Annotated in this window: 22 protein-coding genes; 9 read left to right on the forward strand and 13 right to left on the reverse strand. The window is 61.3% G+C overall.

Annotated elements, in window-relative coordinates; translation table 11 throughout:
- Positions 1 to 38: 38 nt before the first annotated feature.
- On the reverse strand, positions 39 to 1,316 hold the full coding sequence (locus tag ACK3SC_RS09325) for a PQQ-binding-like beta-propeller repeat protein (RefSeq protein ID WP_416839842.1): 1,278 nt from the start codon (positions 1,314 to 1,316) through the stop codon (positions 39 to 41).
- 76 nt (positions 1,317 to 1,392) lie between these two features.
- Here ACK3SC_RS09325 and ACK3SC_RS09330 point away from each other — a divergent pair, with 76 nt between their 5' ends.
- Entirely contained in the window at positions 1,393 to 1,701 is a 309-nt protein-coding gene (locus tag ACK3SC_RS09330) for a transcription initiation factor IIB family protein (protein ID WP_416839843.1), read from the forward strand.
- 18 nt (positions 1,702 to 1,719) lie between these two features.
- Here ACK3SC_RS09330 and ACK3SC_RS09335 read toward each other — a convergent pair whose 3' ends face one another.
- From ACK3SC_RS09335 to ACK3SC_RS09360, 6 genes are all read right to left on the reverse strand, one after another.
- Positions 1,720 to 1,929 (reverse strand): hypothetical protein, encoded by a 210-nt coding sequence (locus tag ACK3SC_RS09335; protein ID WP_416839844.1) that lies wholly within the window; start codon positions 1,927 to 1,929, stop codon positions 1,720 to 1,722.
- Between the two features lie 29 nt (positions 1,930 to 1,958).
- The gene (locus ACK3SC_RS09340; RefSeq protein ID WP_416839845.1) at positions 1,959 to 2,462 is read right to left on the reverse strand and encodes a phosphopantetheine adenylyltransferase; all 504 of its coding nucleotides are present in this window, start codon (positions 2,460 to 2,462) and stop codon (positions 1,959 to 1,961) included.
- A gap of 89 nt (positions 2,463 to 2,551) precedes the next feature.
- A complete protein-coding gene (locus tag ACK3SC_RS09345; RefSeq protein WP_416839846.1) occupies positions 2,552 to 3,016 on the reverse strand; it encodes a winged helix-turn-helix transcriptional regulator in 465 nt (154 codons plus the stop codon).
- Between the two features lie 165 nt (positions 3,017 to 3,181).
- Positions 3,182 to 4,258 carry a glutamate--cysteine ligase gene (locus tag ACK3SC_RS09350; protein WP_416839847.1) on the reverse strand — a complete coding sequence of 359 codons (1,077 nt, stop codon included), beginning with the start codon at positions 4,256 to 4,258 and terminating at the stop codon, positions 3,182 to 3,184.
- A gap of 100 nt (positions 4,259 to 4,358) precedes the next feature.
- Complete coding sequence (locus ACK3SC_RS09355; RefSeq protein ID WP_416839848.1) at positions 4,359 to 4,997, reverse strand: fibrillarin-like rRNA/tRNA 2'-O-methyltransferase; 639 nt, start codon at positions 4,995 to 4,997, stop codon at positions 4,359 to 4,361.
- Positions 4,994 to 5,833 carry an NOP5/NOP56 family protein gene (locus ACK3SC_RS09360; protein WP_416839849.1) on the reverse strand — a complete coding sequence of 280 codons (840 nt, stop codon included), beginning with the start codon at positions 5,831 to 5,833 and terminating at the stop codon, positions 4,994 to 4,996. The genes ACK3SC_RS09355 and ACK3SC_RS09360 overlap by 4 nt, the downstream gene beginning before the upstream one ends.
- Positions 5,834 to 6,074: 241 nt before the next feature.
- On the opposite strand from ACK3SC_RS09360, the gene ACK3SC_RS09365 reads away from it, so the two are divergent.
- The 7 genes from ACK3SC_RS09365 to ACK3SC_RS09395 all read left to right on the forward strand — a co-directional run bounded on the left by ACK3SC_RS09365 (position 6,075) and on the right by ACK3SC_RS09395 (position 10,349).
- Positions 6,075 to 6,497 (forward strand): hypothetical protein, encoded by a 423-nt coding sequence (locus tag ACK3SC_RS09365; protein WP_416839850.1) that lies wholly within the window; start codon positions 6,075 to 6,077, stop codon positions 6,495 to 6,497.
- 56 nt (positions 6,498 to 6,553) lie between these two features.
- A complete protein-coding gene (locus ACK3SC_RS09370) occupies positions 6,554 to 6,925 on the forward strand; it encodes a hypothetical protein (protein ID WP_416839851.1) in 372 nt (123 codons plus the stop codon).
- Positions 6,926 to 6,969: 44 nt separating this feature from the next.
- A complete protein-coding gene (locus ACK3SC_RS09375; RefSeq protein WP_416839852.1) occupies positions 6,970 to 7,620 on the forward strand; it encodes a DUF6517 family protein in 651 nt (216 codons plus the stop codon).
- A gap of 106 nt (positions 7,621 to 7,726) precedes the next feature.
- The gene (locus tag ACK3SC_RS09380) at positions 7,727 to 7,879 is read left to right on the forward strand and encodes a hypothetical protein (RefSeq protein WP_416839853.1); all 153 of its coding nucleotides are present in this window, start codon (positions 7,727 to 7,729) and stop codon (positions 7,877 to 7,879) included.
- Entirely contained in the window at positions 7,876 to 8,859 is a 984-nt protein-coding gene (corA, locus tag ACK3SC_RS09385) for a magnesium/cobalt transporter CorA (protein ID WP_416839854.1), read from the forward strand. Before ACK3SC_RS09380 ends, corA begins: the two co-directional genes overlap by 4 nt.
- Positions 8,860 to 9,079: 220 nt before the next feature.
- Positions 9,080 to 10,078: a transcription initiation factor IIB gene (locus tag ACK3SC_RS09390; protein WP_416839855.1), complete on the forward strand. Its 999-nt coding sequence runs from the start codon at positions 9,080 to 9,082 to the stop codon at positions 10,076 to 10,078.
- Positions 10,079 to 10,169: 91 nt separating this feature from the next.
- Positions 10,170 to 10,349, forward strand: a complete 180-nt coding sequence (locus ACK3SC_RS09395; protein ID WP_082682085.1) for a hypothetical protein — start codon at positions 10,170 to 10,172, stop codon at positions 10,347 to 10,349.
- A gap of 22 nt (positions 10,350 to 10,371) precedes the next feature.
- Here the strand turns inward: ACK3SC_RS09395 and ACK3SC_RS09400 are convergent, their stop codons facing one another.
- Complete coding sequence (locus ACK3SC_RS09400) at positions 10,372 to 10,779, reverse strand: translation initiation factor IF-2 subunit beta (protein ID WP_416839856.1); 408 nt, start codon at positions 10,777 to 10,779, stop codon at positions 10,372 to 10,374.
- Positions 10,780 to 11,028: 249 nt separating this feature from the next.
- On the opposite strand from ACK3SC_RS09400, the gene ACK3SC_RS09405 reads away from it, so the two are divergent.
- Complete coding sequence (locus ACK3SC_RS09405) at positions 11,029 to 11,265, forward strand: UPF0058 family protein (protein WP_416839857.1); 237 nt, start codon at positions 11,029 to 11,031, stop codon at positions 11,263 to 11,265.
- A 140-nt stretch (positions 11,266 to 11,405) separates the two neighbouring features.
- On the opposite strand, the gene ACK3SC_RS09410 is transcribed toward ACK3SC_RS09405, so the two are convergent.
- The 5 genes from ACK3SC_RS09410 to malQ all read right to left on the reverse strand — a co-directional run bounded on the left by ACK3SC_RS09410 (position 11,406) and on the right by malQ (position 16,037).
- Complete coding sequence (locus tag ACK3SC_RS09410) at positions 11,406 to 11,819, reverse strand: DUF555 domain-containing protein (RefSeq protein WP_416839970.1); 414 nt, start codon at positions 11,817 to 11,819, stop codon at positions 11,406 to 11,408.
- A 65-nt stretch (positions 11,820 to 11,884) separates the two neighbouring features.
- On the reverse strand, positions 11,885 to 12,799 hold the full coding sequence (locus ACK3SC_RS09415; protein WP_416839858.1) for a DNA-3-methyladenine glycosylase family protein: 915 nt from the start codon (positions 12,797 to 12,799) through the stop codon (positions 11,885 to 11,887).
- Positions 12,800 to 12,878: 79 nt separating this feature from the next.
- Positions 12,879 to 13,823 (reverse strand): mechanosensitive ion channel family protein, encoded by a 945-nt coding sequence (locus ACK3SC_RS09420; RefSeq protein ID WP_416839859.1) that lies wholly within the window; start codon positions 13,821 to 13,823, stop codon positions 12,879 to 12,881.
- 191 nt (positions 13,824 to 14,014) lie between these two features.
- The gene (locus ACK3SC_RS09425; RefSeq protein WP_416839860.1) at positions 14,015 to 14,413 is read right to left on the reverse strand and encodes a GerW family sporulation protein; all 399 of its coding nucleotides are present in this window, start codon (positions 14,411 to 14,413) and stop codon (positions 14,015 to 14,017) included.
- Positions 14,414 to 14,546: 133 nt separating this feature from the next.
- Entirely contained in the window at positions 14,547 to 16,037 is a 1,491-nt protein-coding gene (gene malQ, locus ACK3SC_RS09430) for a 4-alpha-glucanotransferase (protein WP_416839861.1), read from the reverse strand.
- Positions 16,038 to 16,151: the final 114 nt, after the last annotated feature.

Here is a 16,151-nt window from a genome sequence, read left to right on the forward strand (position 1 = left end):
CCCTTCGACCGGACATTTTCCGTACCAACACATAAACGTCACGAGGAGTCGTCCACGCCAGCTGCCGAGAGCGACCACAGTTTTCCGGCTCCGCTGAGCCCACCGACGTACACCGACCGCCCGCTCACGACTGGCGTCGTCGCGTTTCTCGATTCGAGTTCGAACGACCCTAACCAACATCCTTCGGTGGCGTCGATCGCGTGGACCGTCGCGTTCGTCGACCCACACCCAGTCGGAACGTAGAGCACGCCATCCGCCACTGCAGGCGTTCGGAGACAGCCCTCGGTGGGAATCTGCAGACGCCAGCGAATCGACCCGTCGGCAGTGTCGCGTGCAACGACTGTCGAATGTCCAACCCAGTACGACGTGTCACCGGAGACTGCCGGCGGGAACTCCCCGGGGGCGTGCCATCGCTCCGCCCCGGTTTCGACATCGAGAACGTACCCAACCCCACTGACCACCTGAAAGACACGCCTGCCGGCGACGACGGGCTGTTCGGCGTGAGAACTGTTGCTCGAAAAGCACCGACGCCAGAGAATCGACCCATCTTCGGCGTCGAGGACCACCAGTTCACTCTGTTCGGTGCTGACGAAGACCCGCCCCGCGTCGACGACGACGGCCTCGGGAACCGCCCAGTCGCCGTAGTCGTCGTCACCGTCGTCGCCGCTAATCGAGACCCACCACGTCTCGTCGCCTGTCCGTCGGTCCACGGCGTACACTCGGTCGTACGTCGGGTCTGGGTCGGTTTCCGGTGTTGGTCGTTGTGAAGCACCGAAAAAGACCGTCTCACGTTCGTGGTCGTGTCTCGAAGGAACGATAGCGTACTCTCCCGGTGGAGCAACCGACCATCGCTCATCACCAGTGGCGATATCGGAGGCGACAATCCGGTCGTTCGTTACTACCGTGAGCGTCTGACCCGAGACGACCGGGACAGACCCAAACCTGAGTGCCACAGGTCGTTGCCAACGAATCTTGCCAGTGTCTGCCTCGAGCGCATACATCGTCCCGCCTTGACCTCCAGCGTAGACGACGCCATCTTGGACCGTCGGTTGGTAGGCCCGTGTCTCCATGTCGAGCGACCACTGAACAGTCGGAACCCATCGGGAATCACACGCTGGTTCTGGGTGTTCGCTGTCCGCTGATGGCTGTTCAGTAGTTGTCGTTGGCGACGGCGACGATGACGGTGTCGTGGTGGTTTCAGACTGTGTCGTGGTGGTTTCAGATCGTGTCGTAGTCGTCGAATCGGAGGGAAGGGTACTCGAACACCCAGCCAGAGTTGCGGAGAGCACGGCGAGAAACGTTCGTCTGGGGACCATAGCGTAACACCCACAGAGTTGACACAAAAAACTGTCCCGGCGCGAGGGTTATGGTCCCCCGTCCACAACGCCGACTATGTACAGCGCCCGAGACCAACGAGACAACGAAGAGTGGTTGGCCCGCATCGACGCCGCCGCCGACAGTCTCGAACTCGGCAGCGAGGCGCGCTCGTACGCCTCGGATATGTTCCTCACGCAACTCCCCGACGAGGACCGCTCGAAGAAGGCGGTTGCCGCCGCGAGTCTCTACGCCGGCGCGCTCATCGCTGGCGAAGAACGCTCACAGTCTGCCGTCGCAGAGGCGATGGACGTCTCTCGGCTCAGTATCCAGCAGCGCTGGAAGGACCTTCTCACAGAGGCCGGCTTTCGGCCACCGAGTTGGTAAGCAGTCACAGATTCGCGGTCAATCGGCCGCCTCGGCCGTCGAGGTACCGCGTCGAGTGAGCACCGCGTAGGTGACGGCGACGGCGACGACGCCGGCGACGACGCCCGCAGGGATTCCCACGAACAGTGAGAAGAATATCCACTGCGAGGCTATCTCGGTGACTGTGATGCCGACGAGGAGGGCGGCGACGATACCAACCACGAAACTGGTTAGCAGCGGGAAACGCATACGTGTAGTTCGACGCCCGAGTCAGAAAATCATTCGCTCGTGTCGGGTGGGGTCCGCCCCCGCCCCTCGCGATTCGGTGTGAGGTTTCCGTGCCGGTCGATTTCGCCACTCACGATGCGAGTCGACGAGATACGGTCGCCGTCTTCGGCCTGAACGTGGTCGACGACCTCGATTTGGAGCGGTTTCAGTCCGCGCGCTTTTCGGATACTGTTGACTTTGTTGCCGCCGGCTTTCGTCTCCGGAGAGACGATGAGAATGTCGAAGCCCGGTTCGGTTGCGATACCCGTCGGTTCTTCGAGGACGCGAATATCGAACTCGCGGCCGTGGTCCTCCGCGAGCGGTCGAATCTCGGCTTCGAGGTCCGCCCTTCGTTGTTCGAACGGCCGAACGTATCGGTCGACGTGTCGGGTTTTCGGTGCGAGTTCGTCGCTCGTGAGACCAACCGTGACGTCGCCCAACTCGAACGCGCGCTCGAAGAGCGCGATATGTCCATCGTGGACAGGGTCAAACGTCCCGCCCAACGCGACGTGCATACTCTCGCCGTAGTCGCCCCGTAACTTAAGCGGGTCGGGTTAGACTAACATCGATTGCCTCTCGCGGACGGTACAGACCGTGTTGCCCGCTACTCCTCGCGGACGGTAATCGTGACAGGTTCGACTTCCTCGGACCCATCTGCGCCGAGATGGCGGTCGAGATTGAACACCGCGTTCAACTGCGACTGTACCTGACTCGTGATGCCCCTGACGAGTTCGCTCGGTGCGATGGCGACGTACTCGTACGGGTTGTTCCCCGCGCCCGAACTCTTCCGCTTTCGTCGCTCGACAGTTTCGTCGTCGGTGAGTTCCGCGAGCGCTTCGCGGACCGTACTCGGATACAGTCCCGTCCCCGTTGCGACTTCGTCGCTCGTCGAGTACGGGTGCTGGCGGAGGAAGACGTAAATTCGTGCGCGCGTCTCGGTGTCGAGAACCCACGCGAGTACGTCGACCAGGCCGTCGTCGAACTCCGAGACAGCGTAGTCTGCTGGCTTCTGAGATTCGCTTTCGTCTGCCGATTCGGCTTGTGCCTCAGTGCTCTCGTTCGCAGACATTTGTGTTACGGGAAAGGTCAAATCACAGATGCTAAAAAGGTTTTCCGTCGCGTTCGTGAGCGGCCCGGCAGTGTATCGTATTTCGTATGTCGTGTGGCTTGTGGCGTGTGGCGTGTATCGTGTTTCGTATGTCGTGTCTCCCACCCGTCTGAGACGTGCGTCAACCTAATCGAGAGTCAGATACTCACACAGCGCGTCGAGACCCGACTCGTCGTGAATGCGTCGTTGAATATCGGTCCCGGACTCGGCGTCGAACAGTGAGTAGAGGCCATCGACACCGAGGCGCTCAGACTCGGATTCGACGAACGATTCGAGGGTGACGACGCTCTCGGCGTTGGGCGCGATGAAACTCGCATCCCGTCCGTGTCGCGTCGCCCGCCACTTGTTCTCGTCGAGTATCTCACGTCGTATCTCGTGCCCTGATTCGCCCGACTCGTACTGGTCTGCGAGGTCCAAGACGAGCGCGTGGGCGTACTCGACGAAATCGACGACCCGCTGTGGGTCAGTCTGTGCATCCGGCGTGCGAATTTCGACAGTGCCGTGTCCCGTGTGCGGGCGCACGTCGAACCAGAGTTCTCCTCGGTCGTCTATCGACCCGTACTCGACCATCCGGCGTTCGAACGTCAGAAAATCCTCGAAATCGTCGAACGCCGTCGGCATCCCGGTGTTCGGGAGGTTCTCGAAAATCTTGGCGCGCGCAGATGAGAGACCCGTGTCGAACCCGTTCCAGAACGGTGAGTTAGCCGAGAGCGCGAGCAGCGGGCCGACGTACCACCGAAGTTCGTTGGCAATCCAGACGGCTTTGTCCGGGTCGTCGACGCCGACGTGGATGTGTAACCCGGCGGTCGTATTTCGGTGCTGTGGGTACTGAATTCGGTCGAGTTGCGCCTGATATCGGGGTTTCGTCGCGTGGTCGAGTTCTCGCCACTTCGCCGCTGGGTGGAGTCCCGCCGCAGCGATACGATAACCGTGATTCGACGCGTGTTCGACGAGTGCCTCGCGGACCGCCGTCACCGCGTCGGCAACGTCGCTCGGGTCGTCGAGACGAGGCGTCTGTGTCTCGATCGTGAACTCGAACAGTTCGTGGTCGAGTCGTCCAGAGAGTGGTTCTGGAGGTTCCGGTCCGTAGACCAAGTCGTCGATTCCCGAGGTTGGGCGGCCATCGGCATCGACGATGTAGAACTCCTCTTCGATGCCGAGTGTACCCATCCGATCGAAGGCGTCCGCCGACCCTAGTTCCATCGCAACCGCGTTGGTGGCCCCTAATTAAAAACGTCTTGGACGGCGGCGAGCGCGTCGCACAACTCCTGTCGAAAATTCGCAACGAAATGCGGCCGAATCGTCACTTCGGACGGGCGACGATGCCGAGGTGGTCAGCGTGGAAGCGGTCTAATCTGGCAGTTTCGAGGATGTCGTACGCGGCTTCGAGTTCGTCGAGAACGTCGTCGAACACGTCGTCAGGGTCTGCAGTCACGTCTTCGCTTCGTGCTTTGACGGCCATCAAGAGACGCCCGTCGTCAGCAAGGAACTGCCGGTTGCGAACGGCGACAGTCGCCTGTCCGCGCGTCGCAACGTCCATCACGAGACAATCGACGTCGGCCTCGACGACGTGCGCGTACGACGCCGGGTCGCGTGCGTCCTTCAGGAGGGGAAAGAGGTTGTCGCGCGCTTCGGCCACGGCGACGAGGTCACGGACCGGGCGTGGTGCGAACTCGACTGCGTACGTTGGCCCGGCGAAATCGGCGACGTGTGAGACAGTCGTCCCCGACGCGGCACCGAGGTAGAGAACTGTCTCGCCACCGACGAGGCCGGGGTCCATGCCGAGTTCGAGCATCCCGCCGAGTTTCGACCGGTTGGCGTCCCACGCGCGCCACCCGTCAGTATCGGTTGGTTCGCCGTACACCGGCGGTCCCTGCGTCGAGAGTCGTTCGCGCCCGTCGAAGGTTCGGCGTTCGACGCCTTCGGGGAGGTCTGCACTCATTCGTCTCCCTCCTCGGCGCGGGCGCGAATCGTCGCCATCCGTTCGGCGAGTTCCGTGTGAATCTCGGGGCGGTAGTCACCCGAATAGTAGTCGATGCGGGCGGCGATAGAGAGTTTGCCGGCGAGCGCGCGGGCGGCGGACCCACGGTCCTGCGGGCGCGTTCCGTTAACGTACTCGTGTGTGAAGATGACGCCGTGTTTCGGAGAGGGCGCGCGGCCTTTCAGATGTGCGAAGAGCGCGTCTTCGGCACCGAGAACCTGCACGGTCCCACTCGGCGACTTGGCCAGTTTGTCGAGTCCACCAGCGAGCGAGATGAGGCGTGCAGTGAGGACCGGACCGGCCATCTCAGAGAGGTTGGGTGCAATCGTCGGCGCGCGTTCTTCGATGAACGTCTGCAGTTCGTCGCGTTCGTCGAGTAAGTCGACGGCGCGCGTCGCGTACGAGACGACGCGTTCTTCCGCCGCTGTCGTCGGCTCGCGGGCGGCGATGTCGCGGACGCCGTCGAGGCCGCGTGGCACGTCTTCGTACAGCGTTCCAGCCCACTCGACGACACGCTCGGCGAGTTCGTTCGCCGTCCGTTCGGCGTCGTCCATCGAGCGAACAGCGTGTGCGAGCTGTCTGTCGTCTGCACGCTCGCGTTCGGAGACGGCCTCGCGTGCGGCGGCGAGTGCGGCCGCTCGAAGTTTCTCGTAGTACTCGTCTTCGTCGGCGGCGAACCCCTCCTCGATGGCCGATTTCGGCCAATCCGCGGGGGCGTCTGCGCGCCCCTCACGGATGTGTCGAGCCCCGGACGCGGGGTCGTCTGGGTTCGCGCCGGCGAACCATGCATCTGTCATGGTGGCCGGTTGCGCCGCACTCAGGTAAAAGGGCACGGACCTGTAGTCGTCTGATTTGGTTCCACTCACCGTGGCAAAGTTTAACACACTCACTCTCCTACCACCTGACGATGGAGAGGCCATCGTACGTCTGTCGTGAGTGTGAGACGACTGTGAGCGCCGCGTCGTACCGTGCGACATGTCCAGAGTGTAGCGGCGAACTTCGGCCCGCGCCGCTGAGTGGCCGACGTCGCGCCGGCGGTTGACCGAGACGCACGGGTCGGCAGACCCGACTGTCGTTCGCTCGATTGCAGTGACCACCGACGACCTCGTCTCTGCACTCGAAGCCAATCGGCGTGCGAACAGACACGTCGTTCTTCGCGTGACACCGCCCTTTTACCGCCGTGAACGAGCACGAATCCACCTCACCGGTGGAGAGGCCACCGACTATACGACTCCCCAGCCGTTGCATTTCGACCCAGAGCTGTTTCTCGAACCGACTGCCCCCTCCTATCCCGAAGTCGACGAGACACGCCCCGACCCCTACGAACTGGAGACTCACCACGAGCGACACACGAACGCAGTCGCCGAGTGGCGACAGTCAGTCCGGAACCACCTCCGAGACGGCGTCGTGCTCCCGATGCGCGACGTTCACCACGAAGTCGAGGTCAAGTATCTCGGCTGACGGGTGCTGTTCGACGGAACGAACCATTTTTTCGGTGTGACTGCCACGGTGCGTACATGAGTGCCGACGAGTACCGTCGTGGGAGGAAGGTCGAGCGCGAACGGCAACAGAAAGACCGCCGGGCGCGCGGCCGATACCGGGGTATCTTACCCGTCATCTACGCGATCGGGTTCGTCATCTTCACCGCCGTCTCGCTGTTCATCGGCCCCCAACCGGCGTTCGCCGTCTATCTCGTCACACACCTGTTCTACGCTGGGCTCATCCGCGCGGACATCAACTCGCTCCGCAGTCAGGGAATCGACTGGGGGTTCTCCCGGCATCTCTGGTTCGGTTCGGCCTTCGCGCTCCCGTTCGTCGTGCCAGCGTACTACGTCTACAGCAAGCGTGTCCTCCGCCGGGAGAACGAATCTCGTGGAATCACTGACTGACAAAGCCACCGAACTTATAGCCAGCGAGACGGAAGACCGGGGTAATGGCCTCCAAACACGCTCTCGCTGCACTCGCGTTCGCAGCGCTCGTTCTCACGAGTGGGTGTCTCGGCGTGCTCACCGGCGACGAGTCGCTCACGTTCGAATCTGAACCCGCTGCAACCGACGCGACTGTGGCGTCCAATGCCGGGTACGAGACGAACGGAACGCAGACGTTCGAAGTTAACCGGACGTTCAACGTCGCCGGGCAGGAACCACGCGTCGTCGCCAGCAACCACATCACGACGTACGAAAAGAAGATAGACCTCGGCTTCTTCGAGGCGAAACTCGGCGTCTTCAGCGTCATCTCGACGCCAGCAGTCGACGTCGCTGGCGAGACCCTGAACCCCATCGGCGACTACTCTAACGACCAGTTGATCGGCCTCGTCAAGAGTCAGTACCGGGGACTAACCGACGTCGAACAGGTGAACTCTCGAAACGTCCAGATTCTGGGTGAACAGGCGAACGTGACGAAGTACAGCGCCAAAGCGACGTTCGCAAACGATAGACAGGTCGACGTGTACGTCCACGTGACCAAAGTCAGGCACAACGAGGACTTCATCGTCAGCATCGGCGTCTACCCACAGCAACTCAGTGGCGAAGAAGACAGCATCCTCGAGATGATGCGGTCTATCGAACATCCGTCTGAAGCGTAATCACTCACGGACGGACGTTCGCACACTCGTTTCTTCCGCCTTCCCTTCCGCAGTTTAGTGTGTCATCGGGCGAGACTTTTTCTCGCCGGCCCGGGTCCATCTTGCTATGACTCGCGTGCGAACGACAGGAATCGCCACGACGGTCCTCGGTGTCGTCGCCTACGTCGTCGGGACAGTCGCCGCGTACCCCGGTCGAGCCTTCTCCGTGACGGCCGTCATGGTCGGGATTACACTCTGGGCCGTCGGCGGTGACACATGATTTCTGCGGTCGTCTACGACGACGGCGGCGTGACGAACTTCGACGACGGCGACCTGGCCGACGCACGAGACGCCGCTGGAACGACGTGGGTCCGCGCAACCGACGAAGCGGAGTTCGACCGCGTGGCAGAAACGTTCGGTATCCACCCGCTGACAGTCGAAGACGTTCGCAACGACGTCAGGCCGAAGACGGAGATGTACGACGACTACACGTTCGCACTCGTCCGTGTAGCCACGCTCAGGGCGGGCGACCAGATATTCGAAGAAGAAGTGCTGACCAGGCCAGTCGGTCTCTGTTTCGGTGACGATTGGCTCGTCACGTTGACGCGGCGCGAACTGCCGTCGGTAAATCGGGTCTGGGACGCCGTCGAATCCGGTGAGTCACGGATACTGCGGTTCGGTCCCGACTTCGTCGCCTACCGTATCATCGACCGCATCGTCGACGGCTACTTCCAGGTGTTAGACGACGTTGGAGAAGAGATAGAGACCATCGAAGACATCATCTTCGAGGGACCAGACCCGGCCGTTCTCGAAGGGCTGAACGCGGTCAGACGCGACCTGCTCTCGTTCCGAAAGACGGTGTGGCCGACTCGTGAGGCCGCCGGCATTCTCTCTCGCGGCGACCCCGACCACGTTCGTGAGGTGACTGAGAAGTACTATCGGAACGTCTACGACCATCTCGTGGAACTAGTCGACCTCACCGAGACCTACCGGGACCTGGCACGGGGCGCACGCGACATCTACCTGAACACCCTCTCCCAGTCGACCAACGAAGTGATGAAGACGCTCACCGTCGTCGCAACTATCATCCTCCCCCTGACGCTCGTCGTCGGCATCTATGGGATGAACTTCGACCCTGCGGTTTCCGTCTTCAACATGCCCGAACTCGGCTGGGAGTACGGATACGTCGCAACGATGCTCGGGATGGCCATCGTCTCGGCTATCCTGCTGGTGTACTTTCGACGGGAGAACTGGCTGTAACTGGACGAAAGAGATATACCTACTGATTTATCATCAAGAACGTCCAGTGGTGCCCTCGCGCGCCCATCAAATGCACTACATCATGCGATTGCGGCACACACAATCGGCGAAACCTTTAAGTAGTTTTCGGGCTTACTACGGGTAAGGCACGTCCCCGCCGGATTATTCTTTCGTCTTCTGTATCCCCTACCGGCAGACACGGGTCGAGCCGACACTCAAAATGAGCGACACCACCACCACTCGAACGTACGAAACTGACGCAAAGGCCCGAGACCTCAAATCCCGAAAGGGAACACAAAAAGAGCGACAGCAAGACGAAGACCAGATCTGCCCAGAATGTAGCGGCCAGCTCGTCCACGACGACGACCACGGCGAAACCGTCTGTAGCGACTGTGGTCTCGTCGTCGAAGACACCGTCGTCGACCGCGGCCCGGAGTGGCGCGCGTTCGACTCCGCAGAGCGAGACAGCAAGTCACGCGTCGGCGCGCCGACGACCAAGATGATGCACGACAAGGGGCTGTCGACCAACATCGGCTGGCAGAACAAGGACGCCTACGGCAAGTCCCTCTCGCCGCGACAGCGCGAGCAGATGCAGCGCCTCCGCACGTGGAACGAACGCTTCCGCACCCGCGACTCCAAAGAGCGCAACCTGAAGCAGGCGCTCGGCGAAATCGACCGCATGGCATCGGCCCTCGGTCTACCGGAGAACGTCCGCGAGACGGCCTCGGTCATCTACCGCCGTGCCCTCAACGACGACCTGCTCCCCGGACGGTCCATCGAAGGCGTCGCAACCGCGTCCCTCTACGCCGCCGCGCGCATGGCTGGGACGCCCCGTTCCCTCGACGAACTGGAGAAGGTCTCCCGGGTCGACAAGATGGAACTCACCCGGACGTACCGCTACATCGTCCGTGAGTTGAAACTCGAAATCAAGCCTGCAGACCCCGAGCAGTACGTCCCGCGGTTCGCCAGTGAACTCGGCCTCTCCGACGAAGCGGAACGCCAGGCCCGACAACTGCTCCGTGGAGCAAAGGAGACGGGCGTCCACTCAGGGAAGTCGCCGGTCGGCCTCGCCGCCGCCGCCGTCTACGCAGCCGCGCTGCTCACCAACGAGAAAGTGACCCAGAGCGAAGTCTCGTCGGTCGCAGATATCTCAGAAGTCACGATTCGCAACCGCTACAAAGAACTCCTCGAAGTACAGGACGGAAACCTGTTCGCCTGAGCGTTCGCGGTGGGGTCGTGGTGGCCCATTCGGTTTTTTAATATGCTAATTCGTAACAAGATTTATCCGGGCTCCCGGAGCATATCTGGGTATGGTCGAAGCGTTCGTCCGGCTCTTATGCCCCGAATGTGGAAAAGACTGGGAGACGAATCCGACGTCACTCCCGGCTCATAGGGACAATTTCTCGTGTCAATCCTGTGGAGCAACACGGCGTACTGCCGAATTCATGCGGACAGAGCGCGACCTCCAGACGCTCAAGCAGTTCGACTAGAAGTGTAAACTGGAGGTCTTCGTTATTCGTCAGGGAGTGCTGAGAGCGCACCGCACGCCTCACACTTCATCACCGTGGCACCCTGTTGAGTGACGAATTTCGTGTCCGGTGACCCACACTCACTACACAACACGAACGACTCAACGTACTCGTCGAGTGCGGCCGCGACTCGTCGCTGTTTGAAGTCGCCGGTGAACCGGACACGTCCCGTGTCGTCGAGTTGGGCGCTCGTTCCCAACTCCGACTGGAGGAACTTCTGGAGATGGCTCGCGTCGCGCGCGAGACGGTCGTGCGTCTCGGCGAAGTTTTCGTAGACCGTCACGTTCCCCTCGTGGCGAACGACCGGGTCGGGGACGGTAAACCGGTCGCCACCGTCGTTCACGTCGGGTGCTTCCGAGAGCGCCCGTTCCAGTTGTTCGTCGTAGTCCATACGTCTCTGTACATTAGTCGGTGCGTAAAATACTCACGACCCTGTGTACTGCGCGCACTACATACTGGTATAAAGTACTCAGTATTTTTCCGGCCAAATTACGATTTGAACCCGAAATCACCAAACTAATTGAAAGCCTTCGAACAGTAATTTTGCCTGAGACGCCGGTAATCTGCCGTTTAAGGGGGACGGATGCTAACGTGACTCAAGATAATACTATATCCCCTCGGTATCAAGCGTGGTTTGCTCATGAAGAAGCAGGAACTCATCCACCTGCACGGCCTGCTCGCAGAGGTACACACACAGATTGAAGCGTGGGAAGACGAAGACATCGAACTCTCCGAGTACAATACGCTCGGTGTTCGACCGACGTCCATCCACAAATCTAAGACGGACCACAAAGCAGCCGTGTTTAAACTGGCAAAAGGAATCACCGGAGCTATGCGCGACGCCGAACCAGAACCCGTCGCCGCACAAGCTGACTGAACCAACGAACAAGAGAAACGCGTTCTCCCCTACGAAGCAACGATACACGAGCGATAGCACTGTCTCTGCCGAACTGATGACACGCGAGAGCGAAGCCACGCTAACGCAAGCCTAAACCGAAAGAGAATCCGCGTGGTCGATTACCGGTCTTCGACCAGGTCGTCGAAGTCAGGGATGAGTTCTTCGTCGTCACCCTCCCCGTCCGCTTTCGTCGATTCGTCGTCGAGTATCTCGACAGACAGCACTTTTAGCGGGATGTTTTTGAGGCGCTGCCCGATCTCTTTGCGCGCGATTCGAGAGGCGTGTTCTTCCTGTTCGACGTTGAAGACGGTCATCTCCAGTTCGAGCGCGACGAGGGCTTCGTCTGCGGCGATGAACGCTGGAGGGAGTGACTCACCGTTTGGAGTGACGCGAGACCCCATGTTGATTTCGACGTATTTGAGGTCCGGGTTGAGCATCTCACCCGTTTTGGAGATGGCGATACGAATCGCCTCGTCCTCGGTCTCCACGTCGTACACAGGGACCGCTGCCTCGACGACGACTCTGCAGTCCATCATCACCGTAAAGTTGTGCCGCGAGAGGTATCAACCTTCTTGCCACTATTCGACGCGGTGTCGTCTCACTCGCCGCCTGACCGGAGGTAGTGGAACACGTACGTCTGTGTATATCCCGCGTACGCACCGCCGAGTCGCTCACGAATCGCCCGCGACGTCTCCGTGTAGGTGCCGCGGTCGCAGTCGGGATAATGCTCGTCGATTGCGCTCTGAATCCACGTGTCGAGCGGCACGGCTTCGAGATAGCCGAGCGAGAACAACAACACGCAATCCGCGACTTTGTCACCGACCCCGACGAACGTCGTCAGATAGTCGCGGGCGTCCTCGTACGCTCGCCCGAGCGCCTCCGACGGCGTCGCCTCGCCCGACGCGACCATCTCGGCAGTTCGCTGGACGTAGGGAGCTCGATACCCGAGGCTGAGTTCGCGGAGTTCGTCTTCGATGGTCGCTGCGAGGCGCTCAGCAGTCGGATACGCGTAGACGGTGTCGCCATCGAACTCGACTGGGTCGCCGTACGTCTCGCGGAGGCGCGCTTGCATGCCGAAGATTCGCGAGACGCGCATCTGGGCAGAGCAGATAAACGAGACGAGACAGCCAAACGGCGGGTCGCGCACGAGTCGCATCCCTGGATAGGCGTCGTACGCCCGGCGCACGAGCGGTTCGTCCGGCATCGCATCGACGATTGCGTCCAGGTCGTCGTCGAGGCGGAGGAGGTGCGTCAGAATCGGGACCGCATCGACAGTCGACTCCCACTCCAGCACGCCGTCTGTCTGTCGCGCGCGGACGACGGCCGTCTCGTCTGAGACACCGTCGAGCGGTGGGACGACGGTCTGGTACCACGCGTCGCCGCCGTACGCCGCATCGCGTTCGTACATCCGGCCGTCGGGGCGGTCCCACAGGTAGGTCTGGCCACTCTCCAAGGTGGACTGGAGGTCGAACGCGCCGTCTATCTCCGCGAGGTCGATGACACCCGTCTCCATCGGTTCCACCTTGGTCGCGGGGGATTTGCGGGTTTCGATGACGACGACGCAGCAGAGATGGGACCGAACCCGCTGCGTCTCAGCGATTGCGACCCAGAGGGAAACTGACGCGGTCAGGGTGGTCAGTGAGACGTGCGAAGATGCGCTCGTACAGTCGGTTTCGCGCACTCTGTGCGCCAGTCGGTGGAACGAGCACACGAAGCGTGAGGACCACCCACGACTCCGACTGCGAGATGTTGACCGTCGGACTCTCTGGAACCCGCAGGTTCAACGGCGACGCATCGAGACGGGCTTGATACCGACGCAGGGCCGCGCGCGTCTCGGCGCCGAGTTCTTCTTCGGCCGCGTCGAGCATGATGTCCCGGACGAACGGGATGTCTGTCTCGTAGGAGACCTGAACGGGGACTTCTGTCCACACACGGTCGAACAGCGCACCGTGATTGACGACTTCCGACGAGAGGACGAGCGAGTTCGGGACGGTGACGGTCCGCCCAGTGGGTTGGTTCGAGGTGAGTTGGCCGCCAGTCTCCCAGAGCGTCGTGACGAGGAAATCCACCTCGGTAACGTCACCGGAGACGTTGGCGATGGTGACGCGGTCACCGACGGCGTAGGGGCGTTTGATGACGATGTAGACCCATCCGATGAGCGAGAGAATCGGTTGCTGGAGGGCGAACGTGATGGCGAACCCGATGACACCGAAGGAGACGAGGACGCCGAGCCACTGGTCGGTGAACGCGCCGAGGACGCCGACGAGTGCGATGAGTCCGACCGTCAGTCTGAGCACGTTCCGAAGGTCGTGCGCTCGGCGTCTGTCGGAGATACGCGAGACGAAGACCGACATCACCAGTCGGTAGATTCCGTAGGTGACCAACACGACTGCGACTGCCGACAGTCCTTTCGCGAGAAGCATGTCGGCGTTGGGAACGGCGATGTTGGAGAGTGGGGTCGTCGCCCGAACGAGACCAGCGAGAACTGCAGCGAGAATGCCAGTGATGAAAGAACCGAGCCCAAGACGGCGAGACATACCACTTCCCACGAGTGGACGACCCAAAAAGGTGTAGCCGTGGTGTGATGTGCCGCCGTGGTCGATTTACCGACGTGTCGTTGCGGATGGCTTACCGACGTGTCGTTGCGGATGGCTTACCGACGTGTCGTTGCGGATGGCTTACCGACGTGTCGTTGCGGATGGCTTACCGACGTGCCATCGTGTTCGATTTAGCGCCGGCGGAGACGGCCCAGCACGAAACCGGCGATGAGGCCGAGCGCGAAGAGCCCAGCAACGCGTCGGTCGGTGCCGACGCTGACGAATCGCGTGTCGTCGGGCGTCACCTCGACGACGCCGAGCGGTGACGCCATCACACCGCCACCGCCACCGAAACCTTCGCTCACGTCGTCGCTGGCCTCCGTGGGGCCAGAGCCACTGCCCATGCCGAGGCCGTATCTGAGACGAGCGACGGGGATGACTGTCTTCTCACCGACGGTGACTGGGTCACCGTACACGGTCTTCGCGTCGGTGCTGAGAATCCGTTCGAGCGGCGGGAGGAGTCGTCGCTCGGCTACTTCGACGTCGATTTCGTGCGTACTGCTGTGGGCCGCGTTCTCGTCTGTGTCCATGAAAGAGCGTACGCTCGCAGACGAGATAACCACCGACGGAAGGCCGGTGCGAAGGTGGGTAGCCTCACAACCGGATGTGCAAGTCCATCAGTTGCGGATGTGCAAGTCCATCAGTTGCGGATGTGCAAGTCCATCAGTTGCGGATGTGCAAGTCCGTCAGTTCTGCGAGTCGGCCGGCGACACCTGCGTCGAGTCCATCGGCGGTGATGCGCCACTCCCAGTTGCCGGTCTGCGTTCCCGGCGTGTTGAATCGGGCGTGTGAGTCCAGGCCAAGGATATCTTGCATCGTAGTAAAGGCGATGACGGCCGGTGAGTTCCAGATGGCGTCGATGATAGACCAGTGTATCTCCGACCCGTCGGCTCCGATGTTGTAGTGGAGGCAGTCGCGCGTGTGGTCATCGAGACTCTGGTAGTAGCCGACGAACGTGTCGGTGTCGTGCGTCGAGGTGTAGGCGACCGAGTTCTCGGGGTAGTGCATCGGTTGGTACATGTCGCCTTCGCTGCACCAGTCGGCGTACTGCGGAACGCGCATCCCGGGGAAGGCGAATCGGTCGCGGAGGTCCACGAGCGATGGGTCGAGGAACCCGAGGTCCTCGACGATGAACGGAAGTTCGCCTAACTCGCGTTCGACCGTCTCGAAGAAGTCGTGGCCCGGGGCGTCTCGCCACTCACCGTCAGCTGGGTTGTCCGAGGTGGCGTCGATGGCCCAGTACTCGTCGAAGCCTTTGAAGTGGTCGATTCGGGTGACATCGACGAGGTCGAACAGACGACGAAGACGGTCTAGCCACCAGCCATAGCCAGTTTCCTGAAGCGTTTCCCAGTCGTACAGGGGGTTCCCCCAGCGCTGCCCGGAGTCGTTCGGGTTCGGTGGCACGCCAGCGACGACGGCCGGTTCGTGGGAGTCCGTGAGGTCGAACGCCTCTGGTGCGGCCCACACGTCGGCGCTGTCGAGGGCGACGTAAATCGGCAGGTCACCGACGAGGGTGATACCCTTCTCGTCTGCGTAGTCCGCGAGGGCGTGCCACTGGTCGTCGAAGCAGAACTGGACGAACTTCCGGTAGCGAATCTCGTCTGCGTGTTCTTCGCGGGCGCGGGCGAGCGCGTCGTCGTCGCGTGTTTTCAGCTCCTCGGGCCAGTCTATCCACGCACCCTCGAACTCGTCTTTGAGCGCGGCGAAGAGCGCATACTCTTCTACCCATCCCGCTTCGCGCTCACAGAACGCGTCGAAGGCGGTCCGGTCGTCTTCGCTGGCGTCGGACTCGAACCGCTCGAATGCGGTGCGTAGACGAGAGCGCTTGTAGTTGCCGACGCGTTCGTATTCGACCGTGTGGTCGTCGAACTCCGGGACTGGTTCGAGGTCGTCTTCGGTCAACCATCCGCGTTCGAACAGGTCCGTGAGGTCGACGAAGAGCGGGTTGCCCGCAAACGACGACGACGATTGGTACGGAGAGTTGGCCATCACGGGTGACGTCGGTCCGAGCGGGCAGAACTGCCACATCGATTGGTCGGCATCGGCGAGGAAGTCCACGAACTGACGGGCACCGGCACCGAGGTCACCGATGCCGTGCGGACCGGGGAGCGACGTGATATGCATGAAGACGCCACTCTGTCGAGAAAGTCGCATACCCCTGCATGGGATGCATCCCAATTGGTACTTTGGGTCTGTGCAGTCGGACCCGGCAGAAAACCAGCTAAATCGACCGCTTCGAGTGTTAGCAATTTACACGATTTCGGGGTC

It is taken from the genome of Haloferax sp. DFSO52 (assembly GCF_048158745.1).
In the GTDB taxonomy this organism is placed as follows: Archaea; Halobacteriota; Halobacteria; order Halobacteriales; family Haloferacaceae; genus Haloferax.

What these genes read in the sequence shown, in the direction of transcription:
- ACK3SC_RS09340 (WP_416839845.1), bottom strand. Translation starts at nt 2,462, where the DNA reads ATGCACGTCGCGTTGGGCGGGACGTTTGACCCTGTCCACGATGGACAT.
- ACK3SC_RS09335 (WP_416839844.1), bottom strand. Translation starts at nt 1,929, where the DNA reads ATGCGTTTCCCGCTGCTAACCAGTTTCGTGGTTGGTATCGTCGCCGCC.
- ACK3SC_RS09370 (WP_416839851.1), top strand. Translation starts at nt 6,554, where the DNA reads ATGAGTGCCGACGAGTACCGTCGTGGGAGGAAGGTCGAGCGCGAACGG.
- ACK3SC_RS09350 (WP_416839847.1), bottom strand. Translation starts at nt 4,258, where the DNA reads ATGGAACTAGGGTCGGCGGACGCCTTCGATCGGATGGGTACACTCGGC.
- ACK3SC_RS09425 (WP_416839860.1), bottom strand. Translation starts at nt 14,413, where the DNA reads ATGGACACAGACGAGAACGCGGCCCACAGCAGTACGCACGAAATCGAC.
- ACK3SC_RS09420 (WP_416839859.1), bottom strand. Translation starts at nt 13,823, where the DNA reads ATGTCTCGCCGTCTTGGGCTCGGTTCTTTCATCACTGGCATTCTCGCT.
- malQ (WP_416839861.1), bottom strand. Translation starts at nt 16,037, where the DNA reads ATGCGACTTTCTCGACAGAGTGGCGTCTTCATGCATATCACGTCGCTC.
- ACK3SC_RS09355 (WP_416839848.1), bottom strand. Translation starts at nt 4,997, where the DNA reads ATGAGTGCAGACCTCCCCGAAGGCGTCGAACGCCGAACCTTCGACGGG.
- ACK3SC_RS09410 (WP_416839970.1), bottom strand. Translation starts at nt 11,819, where the DNA reads ATGGACTGCAGAGTCGTCGTCGAGGCAGCGGTCCCTGTGTACGACGTG.
- ACK3SC_RS09345 (WP_416839846.1), bottom strand. Translation starts at nt 3,016, where the DNA reads ATGTCTGCGAACGAGAGCACTGAGGCACAAGCCGAATCGGCAGACGAA.
- ACK3SC_RS09330 (WP_416839843.1), top strand. Translation starts at nt 1,393, where the DNA reads ATGTACAGCGCCCGAGACCAACGAGACAACGAAGAGTGGTTGGCCCGC.
- ACK3SC_RS09400 (WP_416839856.1), bottom strand. Translation starts at nt 10,779, where the DNA reads ATGGACTACGACGAACAACTGGAACGGGCGCTCTCGGAAGCACCCGAC.
- ACK3SC_RS09395 (WP_082682085.1), top strand. Translation starts at nt 10,170, where the DNA reads ATGGTCGAAGCGTTCGTCCGGCTCTTATGCCCCGAATGTGGAAAAGAC.
- ACK3SC_RS09405 (WP_416839857.1), top strand. Translation starts at nt 11,029, where the DNA reads ATGAAGAAGCAGGAACTCATCCACCTGCACGGCCTGCTCGCAGAGGTA.
- ACK3SC_RS09375 (WP_416839852.1), top strand. Translation starts at nt 6,970, where the DNA reads ATGGCCTCCAAACACGCTCTCGCTGCACTCGCGTTCGCAGCGCTCGTT.
- ACK3SC_RS09415 (WP_416839858.1), bottom strand. Translation starts at nt 12,799, where the DNA reads ATGGAGACGGGTGTCATCGACCTCGCGGAGATAGACGGCGCGTTCGAC.
- ACK3SC_RS09390 (WP_416839855.1), top strand. Translation starts at nt 9,080, where the DNA reads ATGAGCGACACCACCACCACTCGAACGTACGAAACTGACGCAAAGGCC.
- ACK3SC_RS09360 (WP_416839849.1), bottom strand. Translation starts at nt 5,833, where the DNA reads ATGACAGATGCATGGTTCGCCGGCGCGAACCCAGACGACCCCGCGTCC.
- ACK3SC_RS09380 (WP_416839853.1), top strand. Translation starts at nt 7,727, where the DNA reads ATGACTCGCGTGCGAACGACAGGAATCGCCACGACGGTCCTCGGTGTC.
- ACK3SC_RS09325 (WP_416839842.1), bottom strand. Translation starts at nt 1,316, where the DNA reads ATGGTCCCCAGACGAACGTTTCTCGCCGTGCTCTCCGCAACTCTGGCT.
- corA (WP_416839854.1), top strand. Translation starts at nt 7,876, where the DNA reads ATGATTTCTGCGGTCGTCTACGACGACGGCGGCGTGACGAACTTCGAC.